This window comes from Chryseobacterium sp. UF-290 (assembly GCF_058245615.1).
The window spans coordinates 63,593-79,189 of the sequence record NZ_JBSICB010000021.1 but is presented as its reverse complement, the minus strand read 5'-3'; the positions used below and the strand labels follow the sequence as shown (position 1 = coordinate 79,189).

The following is a 15,597-nucleotide window of genomic DNA, read 5'->3' as shown; positions in this document are numbered from 1 at the left end:
TGATCCGGTAGTTCAGCTGGTTAGAATGCCGCCCTGTCACGGCGGAGGTCGCGGGTTCGAGTCCCGTCCGGATCGCAACTACGATATCAAAGTAATACAAGAACTGTAAAATATACATTTTACAGTTTTTTTGTTTTTATATGTGTTTACAGAGAGTAAAAATTGATCAGTACAAAAGTTGAGGAGAAAATAATATTCCTGTTTTTGACATAAAGAATTTAATTCTTATACCATATATGATAAAGGCGTGTAAAAAGGGAGCCAATTTACTTCTTGACAAAATGAATTTTTATAAAAATTCAAACAATCAAAATCAACATTGATAAAAAGTGTAAACAAACTAAAATGGAAAAAGTTTTCCAGAACCTGCTCAATAGTTTTGCTTTCAAGTATATTTTCAGAATATTTGAAAAATTATATTTTGAATAAAAATTAACATATGGTATTAAAAATATTGATAATAATTATTATCTTCGTTTAAAATAAAAGCCACCAAGTGTTGAATTAATGAAAATGATATTTTAGCTTTATTTGTATATGGGGGATGTTTTTAAAATCAGGGAGTTAAGGTATATGCCCTGGTGGTCTGTTTTTCTTATTGATACTTTACTCATTTTTTTTTCTATTTTATTTTCATATTTACTCTTAATAAGCAGTCTGAAAGTAAAAATTAATTTTATTGAGTATCAGAATGAAAAAATATTGACAGTTGTTATTGTTAATATTTTCTTTATGTTTCTGTTCAAAACCTATTCGGGAATTATAAGGTACTCTACATTTTTTGATTTTTTCAGAATTGTTTGGTCTTCGGGAAGTACCCTGATCGTGTTGCTTGGGGTGAATTTTATCTCATCTTTGGAATTGGGTAAACCTGTATATTTATATACGGCTCTTTTCTTATTTTTCTTTATTTCTGTTTTTCTGATGTTTTTCTTCAGAATGCTTACCAAGCGGTTTTTCAGTGCAGTGATGGGTCCTAAGAATAGCAATGCTTCATCCAAAATGAGAATTGCTGTAATAGGAATAGATGGTGAGTCTGTATCGCTGGCGAATGCAATCATTCACAGTCCAAGACATCCTTATATGCTGGCAGGGTTCGTTAGTGCAAGGTCGGATTTTAAAAAGGCCATGTTGCTGGGCCATAAGATTTATAAGAAAAAGGAATTCCTTACAAGTGATCAGCTGACGAGACAGTTTGATGCCGTTTTAATCAAAGGAACGATGTCAAAGCAGGAGGTAGAGGAATGGATGACCCTTGCTTTAGATAAAGGATTAAAGATATTGAAAGCACCTGTCATTAATAAGATGAAAGAAAGTGGTATTATAGGAAGTATCCGTCCGCTTGAAATTGAAGATCTGCTCAACCGTACCCCAATCAAGATAGAAAATGAAGAAGTAAAGAAACGCCATTTTAATAAGAGTGTTTTGGTGACCGGTGGAGCCGGATCTATTGGAAGTGAAATTGTAAGGCAGGTGGCACAGTTAGATCCATCTCTTATTGTAGTTGTGGATCAGGCTGAATCTCCTTTGCATGAGCTTAAGCTTGAGATGTTGGAGAGATTTCCCGGTCAGAATTTCAAATTTGTGCTGGCAGATATTTCAAACCGCTACCGACTTGAGAAATTATTTGAAGAGAATGAATTTTCAATTATATATCATGCTGCTGCATATAAGCATGTCCCTTTAATAGAAGATAATCCGCATGAAGCTATTTTTGTAAATATAGGAGGGACCAGAAATCTGGCTTTATTATCTAAAAAATACAACGTTAATCGTTTTGTAATGGTATCTACGGATAAGGCTGTGAATCCTACCAATGTAATGGGAGCTTCTAAAAGGGCTGCTGAGCTTTTTGTGCAGTCTTTACAGAATTCGCCGGATAATACTACAAAATTTATTACGACCCGTTTTGGGAATGTACTTGGATCTAACGGTTCCGTGATCCCCCATTTCAGAAAACAAATTGAAAAAGGAGGTCCTGTTACCATTACCCATCCTGATATCATTCGTTATTTTATGACCATTCCGGAAGCCTGCGAATTGGTACTTCAGGCGGGGACGATGGGACAAGGGGGTGAGATTTATGTTTTCGATATGGGCAAACCGGTTAAAATCCTGGATTTAGCGGAAAGAATGATAAAATTATCAGGATATACACCAGGTATTGATATTAAAATTGATTTTATAGGCTTAAGACCTGGTGAAAAGCTATATGAAGAGCTTTTAACTGATAATTCTACGACTATTCCTACCCATCATGAAAAAATTATGATATCCAGAGATCCGTTGATGGAGTTTGAAGAAATTGAAGTCTTATGCAAACAAATTATGCTTTCTGCCGTTAAGAAAGATAGTTTACAGGTTGTTAAAATACTGAAGGTCATTGTACCGGAGTTTATAAGCAATAATTCGGAGTTCGAAATCCTGGATGGAGTGGCTGTAAAAGAGGCCCTTCATTAGAAAAAATAAGTCAATAAAAAAAGATAAAAAATTAAAAAAAAATTAAATTTTTTGTTGTTTTATTTTCAATCGGAATGATAATTGCTACACAAAGAACTAACCTTGAAAAATAATTAACCATAAAAATTATTTAGCATTAAATATGTCCCTATATAGTTGGACTTTATAAAAAAAATGTGTAGTTCGCTCCTTTATTATATATTATAAATAATAAATATCTTTAATGAAGGTTGCCTATTAATTTCAGTAGACTTAAAACAGCATATGAAGAAATCTATTATTACATATCTGGTATTGTTATCAGTTATATTATTATCATGTAAGCCTAAACAGAGTATGGTATATATGTCAAATCATAATATGGAAGAAGAGGTGAGCAAGGCTAAGTTTCAGGGCTTACATATCCAGGAGGGTGATGTCCTTTTGATTCTTGTCTCTGCACTGGATGAAGTTGCGGTAAAGCCTTTTAATCTTAATACCACTAATAAGGTAGGAAGCACTTCTACAAGCGGACCTAATCAATATGTACAGCCAAGTGAATACTTAGTGAATGAGAATGGATACATTAATTTCCCGGTTTTAGGTAATGTATATAGCAAAGGGATGACACAGGTACAATTAAAAGAAGAGCTGGAATCCCGTTTAAAAAGATATCTTACAGATCCCCTGGTTACGATTAGTCTTAAAAATTTTAATATAAGTGTTTTAGGAGAGGTTAAAAATCCGGGGCAGAAAGAAAGCAGTACGCAAAAGCTTAATATTTTCCAGGCTTTAAGCCTTGCCGGAGATATGACGGACTATGGAGACCGTAAAAGCATTAAGCTGGTTCGTACCGGAGATAACGGGACAGATGAAGTTGTCAATTTAGATATTTCAAGATCTGATATTGTTAATTCTCCCTACTATTACATGAAGCAGAATGATGTATTGTATGTACAGCCGGATAAGAATAAGCAAATACAAGCCAATACAAATCCGAACAGGGCCCTTACTTTTCAGATCCTTGCTTCAGCACTCGGTGTAGCCACTCTTATTATTTCTTTAACACGATAATACACTATGCAGCAAATAGAATTTCAGGAAAAGGAAGAAAAGTTGAATATAAGAAAAACTATTTCTCAATACTTATATAAATGGCCGTGGTTTATCGCCTCTATTCTGATTTTTGTAATAGGTGCTTATATTTATCTTAGGTATAGTGCACCTCAATATCAATCAAAAACCACTCTTAAATTTGATAAAAAACAAAATGATCTTTCCTCTGCTTTGTCTGATCTGGACAATCTTGGTATAGGTTTGGGTAATGCAGATGAGCTGAAAAGTGAAGCAGCAGTTGTGAAGTCGCGGCCTATACTTATGCAGGTTGTGAAAAATCTTAATCTTAATGTAGAGTATTTTAATACAGGAGAGATCAAAGATTCACAAATGTTTTCCGAAGCTCCAGTAACAGCAAAGATCTTAACCAATACGGATAAAAAATTTATATCCTCTGAATATACTTTAACGGATGTAAAAGGAGAGCAGTTTACACTTCAGAGCGGGAAAAAAAATAAGATTACAGGGAAATTTAATATTCCCATACAATTGGATTTTGGAACTGTGGTATTTCAAAGAAACCCCGCTGTTGCCATTAAATCTGAGTATAAAATCGTTTTTTGGAATCCTGTTGAGACTGTAAAAAAACTGGAAAAAAAAATACAGGTAACGTTACCTGAAGAAAAGGCTATGTTGATGGATATTAGTCTTATCGCATCACTTCCTGAAAAATCTGAAGCTATTCTTAATGAAGTAGCCAGACAGTACAATTTAGATGGGCAGAGAGATAAAAATTTACAGGCTCAGAATACACAGGAGTTTATTGATAGAAGGCTGGAAGTTATTACCAAAGATCTTTCCGGGGTTGAAAATCAGAAAGAAGATTTCCAAAACCGTAACCGTATTGTTGATTTGCAGGCCCAGGCTCAACTGGCTCTTCAGAATACCAGTGAAAATACAAAGTCTCTTCTTCTTCAGCAGACTCAGCTTGATCTTTTGAACTCTCTTACAGCAGAAGCTTCAAAAAGTAATAATCAGCTAATGCCATCTAACCTGGGACTGAGTCCTTCGCTGGAACAGACTATTTCTCAATACAATCAACTCGTTATCAGTAGAAATAAGACCCTTAAGCAAGCAACTAATGAAAACCCGGCTGTCATAGAAATGAACAGGGAGATTGCTGCTTTGAAGGATAATATCCGGGACAATATCCGTGAGCAGAAAGCAAGTGTACAAGCGGGTATTGCTCAGCTTCAAGGCCAGATTAATACGAATAACAGTATCATAGAAAAGGTTCCTGGACAAACTAAAGTATACAGAGGAATAGAACGACAGCAAAATCTCAAAGAGCAGCTCTTTCTATTTCTTCTTCAAAAAAGAGAAGAAAATGCAATCAATCTGTCAGTAGAGGTGCCAAAAGCTAAAATTGTAAACCCTGCATTTACGGAAGATATACCTGTATCCCCTAAAAAAAATATTATTTTTTTAGGAGCTTTTTTCCTTGGGCTATTAATTCCTTTTGCCATTCTTTATTTTCTATTTATGCTGGATGATAAGATTTATACCAGGGATGATATTAAAGAGCGTTCAGGAATGGGGGTGCTGGTAGATATACCGTCCCTTAAGGATAATGAAAACCATCTGATACAGAAAAATGATTTCTCAGAGCTTGCAGAAGCATTCAGAGTCCTTGTATCCAACCTGAAATTCGTCTTACCTGTAAAAGATTCTGCTAAAGTCATTATGGTAACGTCTTCAGTAAAAGGCGAGGGAAAAACCCTTGTATCTGTTAATCTTGCTCTTACGTTAGCGAATAAAAACGGAAGAGCGCTGCTAATTGGTTCAGACATCCGTAACCCTCAGATTCAGCGGTATGATAGTGAGCCTACCAAAAGAAAAGGTCTTACAGAATTTTTATATGATGACTCTGTAAAGGTGGAGGAGCTTATTCATACATCTACTACCAATCCTTCATGTGATGTCATCTATGCCGGAGCGATTCCTCCGAATCCTCAGGAGCTGCTTTCTAATGGAAGATATCAAAAGCTTATCGAGCAGATGTCATCTCAATACGCTTATATCGTTATAGACTCTGCACCGCTGATGCTGGTTTCAGATACTCTCAGCATTGCTGATACAGCCGATGCAACCTTATATGTTCTAAGATCCGGCGTGTCAAGAAATGTACTGATAGACTTTGCTAATGATCTGGTGAAGGACTCTAAGCTGGACAATGTATCTTTTGTTATTAACGATGTTTCAAAGCGAGCAGGTGGCTATGGGTACAACTACAGCTATGGCTATGGATACAGTAATGCCAATGAGAAAAGTTGGTGGAAGAAAATGTTTAAATTATAGAAATGCATAGAATTTTAATTACAGGTGGAGCGGGTTTTATCGGTTCTAACTTAACAGAGTATTTTTTAAATAAAGGCTATAACGTTGTTTGTCTGGATAATTTTTCAACAGGACATCGTCATAATGTTGAACCTTTCCTTGAAAATCCAAATTATAAACTCATTGAAGGTACTATCTGTGATTTGGAAACTTGCCGGAAAGCGGTAGAAAATGTAGATTATATATTACACCAGGCAGCATTGGGATCTGTTCCCCGGTCAATTAAAGATCCTATTACCAGTAACGAGGTTAATGTTTCAGGCTTTTTAAATATGCTGATTGCAGCCCGTGATGCCAATGTAAAACGTTTCGTGTATGCTGCTTCATCATCTACATATGGAGATTCTACATCATTGCCTAAAGTTGAGGACGTTATCGGAAGACCATTATCACCATATGCCATTACCAAATATGTTAATGAATTATATGCGGATGTATTCGGAAAAACTTATGGAATGGAATGCATTGGTTTGAGGTATTTTAACGTATTCGGACGAAGACAGGATCCTAACGGAGCTTACGCCGCTGTGATTCCTTTATTTATAAAACAACTGATCAATCATGAGGCTCCGAAAATCAATGGTACAGGTGACTATTCCCGTGATTTTACTTACATAGACAATGTAATCCAGATGAATGAGCTGGCCATGCTGACTGAAAACCCGGATGCGGTGAATACAGTTTATAATACAGCAGTCGGTGATCGTACAACATTGAATGACCTGGTGGGATATTTAAAAAAATATTTGAGTGAATTTGATGGGGAGATTGTCAACATTAATGCTACCCATGGACCGAACCGTGTCGGTGACATCCCACACTCACTGGCATCAGTAGAAAAAGCAGAAAAATTATTAGGATATAAACCCAGCCATAATATAGATAAAGGCTTACAGGAAGCTATTAGCTGGTATTGGGCGAATTTAAAGTAAACATTTTTTAATCGAACCTTTATGAAGAAAGAACATAAAATTGCCATTATAGGATTAGGATACGTAGGTTTACCTTTGGCCCGTCTGTTTGCAACCCAATATCCGGTTGTAGGCTTTGATATCAATCAGAAAAGAATTGCAGAGCTGAATACCGGGGTAGATAGTACATTGGAAGTAGAAAATGAAGTATTGGAATCTGTACTAATAAAAGAAAATCCTTTTTATCAGGCTGATAAAAAAGGATTGTATTGTTCGGCTGATATCAAGGATATTCAGGAAGCGAACATCTATGTTATTACGGTTCCCACGCCGGTGGACCAACATAACCGACCTGATCTGACTCCGCTGTATAAAGCCTCGGAAACTGTAGGAAAGGTATTGTCTGAAGGAGATATTGTGATTTATGAATCTACCGTATATCCCGGCGCTACCGAAGAAGAATGCATCCCTGTTCTGGAAAAGGTTTCAGGAATGGTATTTAACAAGGATTTCTTTGCGGGCTATTCTCCGGAGCGTATTAATCCCGGTGATAAAGAACATACGGTTGAAAAGATTCTAAAGGTTACCTCGGGCTCAACTCCTGAAATCGGGGAGATCGTAAATAATTTATATCAGTCTGTGATCATTGCAGGTACTCATCTTGCCCCAACGATCAAAGTTGCAGAGGCAGCCAAAGTAATTGAAAATTCACAAAGGGATATTAATATTGCCTTTGTAAACGAATTGGCAAAAATATTCAATCTTTTAGATATTGATACGCATGCCGTATTGGCAGCTGCAGGAACCAAATGGAATTTTTTACCGTTCAGGCCAGGATTGGTAGGAGGACACTGCATTGGAGTAGATCCGTATTATCTGGCTCAGAAAGCTCAGGAAAAAGGATATCATCCGGAAATTATATTAGCTGGACGCCGTCTGAATGATTCTATGGGACAATATGTGGCTTCTCAGTTATTGAAAGTCATGATTAAAAACAAGGTGACTATCCATGGTGCTACCGTTTTGAATTTAGGAATAACATTTAAAGAGAATTGTCCGGATGTACGTAATACTAAGGCAGTAGATGTGATTCATGGTCTTGAAGATTATGCTTTACAGGTGACTACTTTTGATCCGTGGGCTAATCCTGAAGAGGTAAAACACGAATATGGATTAGAGGTTGTCAATGAAATTCCACAGGAAAAATATGATGCTATTATTCTTACAGTTGCGCATAAACAATTCATTGATCTGGATTTAAAAAATCATTTAAAGGAAAATGGGATCATTTATGACGTAAAAGGAATCTTAGAAGAATGTGATTCAAGATTATAGATAAATATGAACTGCAATAATATTTATTAATATAATAATGAATAGTAATACTTTAATAAAAAGTACATTAATATATACAATTGGTAATTTTGGATCTAAGATTTTATCTTTTCTATTAATTCCTATTTATTCCTATTATCTTTCCAGAAAAGAGTTAGGAGAATACGACTTGGTTCTGACCAGTGTCAATTTATTAGTGCCTTTCGTTTCTTTACAGATGAACGAGGCAATTTATCGTTGGCTTCTGGATAAAGAAAACCAAAAAGAAAATTATATAGAAAGTATATTCAAGCAATGTAGCATTTTATTATTGATTTCTTTTATCAGCTTTGAACTTTTGCTTTATCTGGCAGGACTTTTCTATCATATTCCTTACCAGAAAGAATTGTCATTGTTGATCATAAGCTCTTGCTTATTACCTTTTTTTCAGCAGATATTAAGAGGACTGGGGTTAACGAGGTATTATTCATTTATAGGAATTATAAATAGTTTTTTTATATTTTCCTTCAGCTTACTTTTCTTACTGACCGATATATTTCATGATAAGGTACAGGGTATTTTTTATGCGCTTTTTATCAGCAATTTTATTGCAATTTTATTAATGCTGCTAAAAGTGAACTTCCTGTTCAAGAAGTATGTTAGCTTAAAAATTAACTATTCATTACAAAAACAGATTCTGTTTTATTCTCTTCCGCTAATATTGAATTCCATAAGCTGGTGGGTTATCAATGCATCTGACAGGTATATTATCTTAAAGTTTTTAACAATAGAAGATAATGGTATTTACGCCGTATCTGCAAGGCTGCCCGCTATTCTGACTATCTTTAATACGGTCTTTATGCTGGCCTGGCAGGATATGGCAATCTCTGCAAAAGATCCGAATGACCCTTTTTTTTCAAAGCTATTTAATAAATATATCTCTGTAAATATCGGTTTATCAACAATTTTAATCGCAGCCACTCCTTTAATTACGGAAGTCCTGTTCGATTCAAAGTTTTATGTATCCTGGAAATATGCCACTCTTTTGTATATTGGCTCCTGCTTTTCATCGATCTCAGGTTTTTTAGGTACTATTTATTTGAAAACCAAATCGACGAAAGGGATTTTTATTACCAGTATGATAGGGGCGTTGGTGAATGTATTGATCTCAATCGTTTTTATTAAATATATTGGTCTGTACGCACCGGCTTTAGGTACGTTTGTCAGCTTCTTTGTCATGTTTATTATAAGATATAGACAGACTGCGGAGATTTTAAAATTAGATATAGATGTTAAGTCTTTCATCATACAGTTACTGTTAGTTTTTGGTATAATTATCTTATTATATCTAAAGAGTAGTCACTTGATCTCAATATCATTGACGGTATTATCCCTATTCCTGTTCAGTTATTTTAATAAAGATATTTTAAAAAATGTCTTTAATAAATTAAACTTCCTAAAAAAATAAATATGAATTCCAATAAAGAAAATATAAGACAATTAAAAAATATAATAGCTGATCAGCTTACTCCACTCATTGATAATGATTTTATTCTGTTGGATATACCTAATCACAGAAATATTGGGGATTCTTTAATTTGGAAAGGAGAATTAGAGTTTTTTAAGACCTTAAAGCATAAATGTATTGGGCAATACAATAGATATACTTTCAAAAAAAGTGATATTAAATCTGAAAAAACGATTATTCTGTTGCACGGAGGAGGAAACTTTGGAGACATTTATGAGTCGAGCCAAAGCTTTAAAAGATATATCATTGAGAATTTTCCCAATAACAGGATTATTGTTTTACCTCAAACGGTACATTACAATAATGAAGCGAATCTAAAAAGGGATTTTGCTATTTTCAACAGACATCATGAGCTGTATGTTTTTGTAAGGGATTTGATTTCATATGATATTTTAAAAGTAAACTTTAATGAAGAAAAGCTAAAACTGGCACCGGATATGGCTTTCTTTTTAGATTTTGACTCTGATATAAAGAATAATCCTCTTGAAGCTAAAAAGAACTTATACCTGAACAGAACTGACGCGGAAGCGAGCAAAGATTCTTTTCAAAATGTTATTGAAGGTGAATATGATATAAAAGATTGGCCAACCTATAACTCTTCCTCAAAGAGAATGAATACCATAACCAATTACGTAGAAGCTTTAGATGGCAAGCTTTCAAAAGTTATAAAATATTTACCTGCCTCTTCTTTAATCATCGATAATGCCTATGGATTTAAAAAGCAAAATGGAATGGATTTGCATATCAACCGGGGAAAGGAGTTTATCAACCAATATCATAAAGTATATACAACCCGTTTGCATGGCCTAATCCTTAGTATCTTACTGGATAAGGAGGTTGTCATCTTAGATAATGTTTATGGGAAAAGTAAAAATTTTTACGATGCATGGCTGAAAAATTTTAATAATGTTAAACTGTATGTAAAGAATGAGTCCTAAAATTTCGGTAGTTTTACCTGCATATAATGCTGAACAGTATCTGAGAACAGCGGTAGACAGTATACTTTCACAAAGTTTTAAAGACTTTGAGTTGCTGATTATTAATGATGGTTCCACAGATTTTACAAAAGAAGTCATATTAAGTTATAATGATGAAAGGATAAGGTATATTGAAAATGAGAAAAATTTAGGATTAATAGAAACTCTAAATAAAGGGATCGTATTATCAAAAGGTAAATATATTGCCAGGATGGATGCAGATGATATATGCCATGCATCCCGTTTTCAGATGCAGATAGATTTTATGGAGAAGAATCCTGAATATATTATATGCAGCTCATCCAGAAAAGAATTTACTCATAGTATTTCTCATTTTCATTTGAGTGTGCTTCCTGTTGATGACATATCAATTAGAATACATTCAATTTTCAGTACTCCTTTCACCCATCCGGCAGTGATATTCAGATCTGATGTCGTCAAAGAAAATAATCTGTTTTTTGAAAAGGACTATAAGTATGCTGAAGATTATCAATTGTGGATTAAAATACTGCAATACGGTAAAGGATATAATTTTAGAATGCCATTGCTGTATTACAGAGATACGCCTAATAGCCAAACCAATATTGGAACGAGTCAGATAGAAGAAAGGAAAAAAACAATATCCAGTATTCAGCAGCTGGCTTTAAAGCAGCAGAATATTGTTTTAAATCAAAAGGAATTGGATTTTATTTATATTCTGTCTTTGTCAGAGAAGATAAGAAATATCAATTTTGACGATTTTTCAGTAGATTTTATTCTTTCTTTTTTTAAAAAACTGTCTTTGGAATTAAAAATAAATTATCCGAATAATAAATTTAATGTTAATTGTGTTTTAGGTAAAAGATATCTTAAAATATTATTATTCAACCTAAAAAGGTTACCATTTACTTATTTAATGAAGTTAGCGTTCAGTAAATTAACTTTTTTTGGAATATATGAATTGATGAATGAAAAGATTAGAAGCTAATAATATCATTAGACATGGAATGAACGTATTTATATATTTCCTTTTTATATATAATATATCGTTTGTTTTTTTGCCATCTATCCTGAGGACCAGAGTGCTTTTCGGGTTTCTTGGTCTTGCCTTTTTTATGAGCCAGACCAAATTGGCAATCCCTAAATCACTTAGCCATATATTTCTTTTATGTTTAGCTTCAGTATTACTGATCGTACTTACAACGGTTGTTAATAGTTATTTTGACCCACGTTTTATTGGAAATACCATACAGAATGTCCTCTATTTATTTGGTGCATACTATATGGTCATCCGAGTGAATATAAACAGAATCTATGCATTAAAATTAATTGTTTTAGCCATCTTTCTGCACAACTTTTTAGCATTATTGATGTTTCTGAATCCTACCTTATTAGGGATCATTACCTCTGTACAATCTACCGGAGATAAGTTTGAATATGCATTAGGAAATGCAGTGAAATTCGGTACAAGATTTATCGGAATTGGAGCTGGAACATTTTTCTCAGGAGGAATTATTTCGTCCATTGGAATGCTAATTGCAGCATATGTAATAGATTCTTTAAAAAAAGGGAAGCTGTTGTGGATTCTGCTATATATTTTTATTTGTATTACCGGAATTTATATTGCAAGAGTCGCTTTCTTGGGAATCTTTTTATCTCTTGGGTATCTGGTTTTTAGCTATATTCTGAAAAAGAACTATAATAACTTACCTAAGATTGTTATTTATACAACGATTTTTGGAGTGATTGCTTTTAGTTATTTATTAACGAATTTAGATAGTCTAATGGCTTCAAATTCTTTCCGGCATTCTTTTGAAGTATTCATAAATCTATTTTCTTCGGGAGAATTAAAAACAAATTCCACCGAAGGAGTAAAGGAGATGCTGATATTCCCGTCTGACCTTAAAAGTATACTGATAGGTGATGGCCAGTTTTATTATGATAATGGATCTTTTTATATGCATACGGATATAGGATACTCCAGGCTTGTATATTATTATGGCGTTTTCGGGATAATGATTTATTTTTCAATGCATTTTTATATTCTGAGATATAACTTAAAAAGATTTAAAAACGATAAGAGCTTTAAACTATTACTTTGGGCACTGACGGTTTTATTAATAATAGGGAATTTTAAAGGTCTTTTGGATATCAATTGGTTACTATTTATTTTTTACTGGCTGGCATTATATAAAATTAAAATAGAAAATGAAAATTTATCATATAATAAATAGCTTAAGATTGGGTGGTGCTGAGCGGTTGGTCGTTGATCTGTGTGCTGAGTTATCAGCAACGGAATCAGATGAAATACACCTGCTTTTACTGGAGGACATTGATACATCTTTAAAAAAAGAAATAGAAAGTAATGGAAAAATAAAAATTGAAGTCATTCCTTCAAAAAGTCTATATGATATCCGGATACCATTTTTTATAAATAAAGTAGCCGCAAATGCAGATGTCATACACTTGCATTTATTTCCAACACTGTATTGGGGAGTATTGTATAAACTTTTATTTTTCAGAAAACAAAGAATAATATTTACCGAGCATAGTACTGAAAATAACAGAAGATCTAAATGGTACTTAAAAAGAATAGAAAAATTTATTTACTCTAAGTTGAATTTTATTATCTGTATTTCGGAATCCACCCGGAAAAATCTTATCCAACATTTAGGATCTGATTTTAAAGTGAAAATGCAGGTAATCAATAATGGAGTCAATCTGAGCAGGTTTTATAGCTCAGAAGCCTATTCCCGGACCCATTATAATTTATCTGAGAAAGATTTCATAGTAATACAGGTTGCAAGTTTTAGGGCGGCAAAAGACCAGCCTACTTTAATAAGATCACTTACACTATTACCTTCTCATGTAAAGGCGATATTCGTGGGAGATGGTCCGGAATTAGAGAGCTGCAAAGCGCTGGTGAAAAATAACGGATTGGAAAAAAGAGCCTTTTTTTTAGGGAATCAGTCCAATATAGCGGAGCTCATCAAAATGAGTGATGTCGTGGTGGTATCATCACATTATGAAGGGTTCGGGATTGTTGCTGTAGAAGGCATGGTTTGTCATAAACCAGTAGTGGCATCTAATGTTGCCGGCTTATCAGAAGTTGTTGAGCATTATGGAATTTTATTTGATCAGGGTAAAGAAGAATGTTTGGCAGAAGTGATCAATAAACTCAATAACGATGATATTTTCTATAAGAAAACATCAGAAAAATGTTATTCAAGGTCAAATATTTTCTCTATTAAAGAAATAGCGAATCAATACCGAAAAATATATAGTTATGTTAAAAGCAATTAAATCATTTTTTTACATAATCTTTCTACTCTCAATGAATTTATCCTGTGCACAGGACAAATTTAAATATAGAGAAGTACCGGATTCTTTTGTAAAAACAAAGGATATTTCTTCCTCAGTGAATCTCCTTAAAAACAAGGCTTTTAAGGTTATTGATATTCTTCCTGAAAATTATAAGAAAGATGCTTCTGAGGACTATACAATGTATGTTCAGAAAGCGATAGATGAAAATGCTATTGTATTATTACCGGATTTTCCCCTCCTAATAAATGATAAGGGAATAAAACTTAATAATAACTCAGTGTTATTATTTGACAATGGTTCTCTGCTCAGGTTGAAACCAACTGATAGGGGAGGATATGCTATCATAAGTATTAGTAATAAAAAAAATGTAAGTATATACAATGCAAAAATTGTAGGGGATAGAAATGAACATTTAGGAACAAAAGGAGAATGGGGAATGGGGATCAGTGTCAATGATGCTGCTGATGTTAAAATATATAATGCTGTTATTAAAAATTGCTGGGGTGACGGGGTTTATATAGGAGGTAAGAATTTTTCAAGTAATGTAGCTCTCATTGGAGGTCTTATTGATAATAACAGAAGAAATGGAGTTTCAATTATAGGAGGTGATAATATATTACTGCAAAATTTAGTGATCTCTAATTCGAATGGTGCTAATCCGCAGACTGGTATTGATATTGAGCCAAATACTCAGCAGAATAAGAAATTAAATGTGGTGTTAAAATCTGTCACAACCTTTAATAATAAGTTAAACGGATTGTCCTTTTATTTGGATAATCTGAAAGGTAATGAGGAAGCCAATGATGTTAAAATTTCGATTGACAATTATAAAGATTTATATTCTACAAACGGGATGTCTTATTCCAATCGGAAATCACAAACAAAAAAATCTTTAAAGGGGAATATTATGCTTAAGAATATTGATCTGAAATATAATGAAAAACCTGTTAGATATTTATATGATAACTCGTCTTTAGATAATATCAATTTGCAGGTAAGCGACTTTAAATCAGATCATAAAGATCATAAAAAAATCTTGACAGAACTACAAACATTTTCACAGCAAAAAATAAAATATAATAAATAATTTACTGCTCAAGTTTGTAATTTATTTAGATATTAATACATGTAATATGATTATTTTATAGATAAAAAAATAATTTGACTCAATAAAATGATAATGAATAACGTTTTTAATTAAAAGTATATGGACGACAAATGAAAATAGAAGCACAAGTTTAGATGAAAAACGATTATTAATTTACACCAAATATTAATATTAAAATGTGATAAAAATTGCTTATGAAACGTGCTTATAAAACTTGAAAACTGAAACTTTCTGTATAATAAATAACAATTCTGCTTCTTTAATGGTGATCATGAAAAGTTCATCTCTATTAGAATTGTTACGTATTATATATCAATAATCATTTGAGAATAATGATTTTAACATCCCAGGTAGAGAAATACTAATCTATTCGTTTTCGGATATCATCCGATGGTATAATCTACACGCAAAGAAACTATAAACCAGAACAAAATGATACGCCAGGGCATAACATAAATTATGACCTTCTGGTGTGATGAATCAGTGTTAATCCCAACCGAAATTCTTCTTGAAATAGGTTGCGTTTTTAACGCTGGCTCAATAAGATTTGTATTATTTTATTAT

Annotated in this window: 11 protein-coding genes and 1 tRNA gene; all 12 read left to right on the top strand. The window is 33.4% G+C overall.

Features of this window, described 5'->3' with window-relative positions; all coding sequences use genetic code 11:
- Position 1: 1 nt before the first annotated feature.
- The 12 genes from AC4IF5_RS18915 (at position 2) to AC4IF5_RS18860 (ending at position 15,012) form a co-directional block, all read left to right on the top strand.
- Positions 2–75, top strand: a tRNA-Asp gene (locus tag AC4IF5_RS18915).
- A 462-nt stretch (positions 76–537) separates the two neighbouring features.
- A complete protein-coding gene (locus AC4IF5_RS18910; RefSeq protein ID WP_490737284.1) occupies positions 538–2,460 on the top strand; it encodes a polysaccharide biosynthesis protein in 1,923 nt (640 codons plus the stop codon).
- A 345-nt stretch (positions 2,461–2,805) separates the two neighbouring features.
- Complete coding sequence (locus tag AC4IF5_RS18905; RefSeq protein WP_490737282.1) at positions 2,806–3,513, top strand: polysaccharide biosynthesis/export family protein; 708 nt, start codon at positions 2,806–2,808, stop codon at positions 3,511–3,513.
- 6 nt (positions 3,514–3,519) lie between these two features.
- Positions 3,520–5,853 (top strand): GumC family protein, encoded by a 2,334-nt coding sequence (locus AC4IF5_RS18900; RefSeq protein WP_490737280.1) that lies wholly within the window; start codon positions 3,520–3,522, stop codon positions 5,851–5,853.
- 2 nt (positions 5,854–5,855) lie between these two features.
- Positions 5,856–6,824, top strand: a complete 969-nt coding sequence (locus AC4IF5_RS18895) for an SDR family oxidoreductase (protein WP_490737278.1) — start codon at positions 5,856–5,858, stop codon at positions 6,822–6,824.
- Between the two features lie 21 nt (positions 6,825–6,845).
- Positions 6,846–8,138 carry a nucleotide sugar dehydrogenase gene (locus AC4IF5_RS18890; protein ID WP_490737276.1) on the top strand — a complete coding sequence of 431 codons (1,293 nt, stop codon included), beginning with the start codon at positions 6,846–6,848 and terminating at the stop codon, positions 8,136–8,138.
- 37 nt (positions 8,139–8,175) lie between these two features.
- Entirely contained in the window at positions 8,176–9,585 is a 1,410-nt protein-coding gene (locus AC4IF5_RS18885) for a lipopolysaccharide biosynthesis protein (RefSeq protein WP_490737274.1), read from the top strand.
- A 2-nt stretch (positions 9,586–9,587) separates the two neighbouring features.
- Positions 9,588–10,583, top strand: coding sequence for a polysaccharide pyruvyl transferase family protein (locus tag AC4IF5_RS18880; protein ID WP_490737272.1), 996 nt, complete (start codon positions 9,588–9,590; stop codon positions 10,581–10,583).
- A complete protein-coding gene (locus AC4IF5_RS18875) occupies positions 10,573–11,589 on the top strand; it encodes a glycosyltransferase family 2 protein (protein WP_490737270.1) in 1,017 nt (338 codons plus the stop codon). The genes AC4IF5_RS18880 and AC4IF5_RS18875 overlap by 11 nt, the downstream gene beginning before the upstream one ends.
- Positions 11,570–12,835, top strand: a complete 1,266-nt coding sequence (locus AC4IF5_RS18870; RefSeq protein ID WP_490737268.1) for a hypothetical protein — start codon at positions 11,570–11,572, stop codon at positions 12,833–12,835. Before AC4IF5_RS18875 ends, AC4IF5_RS18870 begins: the two co-directional genes overlap by 20 nt.
- Positions 12,810–13,904 carry a glycosyltransferase gene (locus tag AC4IF5_RS18865; protein WP_490737266.1) on the top strand — a complete coding sequence of 365 codons (1,095 nt, stop codon included), beginning with the start codon at positions 12,810–12,812 and terminating at the stop codon, positions 13,902–13,904. The genes AC4IF5_RS18870 and AC4IF5_RS18865 overlap by 26 nt, the downstream gene beginning before the upstream one ends.
- Positions 13,888–15,012, top strand: coding sequence for a right-handed parallel beta-helix repeat-containing protein (locus AC4IF5_RS18860; RefSeq protein WP_490737264.1), 1,125 nt, complete (start codon positions 13,888–13,890; stop codon positions 15,010–15,012). Before AC4IF5_RS18865 ends, AC4IF5_RS18860 begins: the two co-directional genes overlap by 17 nt.
- Positions 15,013–15,597: the final 585 nt, after the last annotated feature.

Bases quoted from the DNA above. Each gene is read 5' to 3' on its own strand.
- AC4IF5_RS18870 (WP_490737268.1), top strand. From the start codon at position 11,570: ATGAAAAGATTAGAAGCTAATAATATCATTAGACATGGAATGAACGTA.
- AC4IF5_RS18910 (WP_490737284.1), top strand. From the start codon at position 538: ATGGGGGATGTTTTTAAAATCAGGGAGTTAAGGTATATGCCCTGGTGG.
- AC4IF5_RS18895 (WP_490737278.1), top strand. From the start codon at position 5,856: ATGCATAGAATTTTAATTACAGGTGGAGCGGGTTTTATCGGTTCTAAC.
- AC4IF5_RS18880 (WP_490737272.1), top strand. From the start codon at position 9,588: ATGAATTCCAATAAAGAAAATATAAGACAATTAAAAAATATAATAGCT.
- AC4IF5_RS18905 (WP_490737282.1), top strand. From the start codon at position 2,806: ATGTCAAATCATAATATGGAAGAAGAGGTGAGCAAGGCTAAGTTTCAG.
- AC4IF5_RS18900 (WP_490737280.1), top strand. From the start codon at position 3,520: ATGCAGCAAATAGAATTTCAGGAAAAGGAAGAAAAGTTGAATATAAGA.
- AC4IF5_RS18865 (WP_490737266.1), top strand. From the start codon at position 12,810: ATGAAAATTTATCATATAATAAATAGCTTAAGATTGGGTGGTGCTGAG.
- AC4IF5_RS18890 (WP_490737276.1), top strand. From the start codon at position 6,846: ATGAAGAAAGAACATAAAATTGCCATTATAGGATTAGGATACGTAGGT.
- AC4IF5_RS18860 (WP_490737264.1), top strand. From the start codon at position 13,888: ATGTTAAAAGCAATTAAATCATTTTTTTACATAATCTTTCTACTCTCA.
- AC4IF5_RS18875 (WP_490737270.1), top strand. From the start codon at position 10,573: ATGAGTCCTAAAATTTCGGTAGTTTTACCTGCATATAATGCTGAACAG.
- AC4IF5_RS18885 (WP_490737274.1), top strand. From the start codon at position 8,176: ATGAATAGTAATACTTTAATAAAAAGTACATTAATATATACAATTGGT.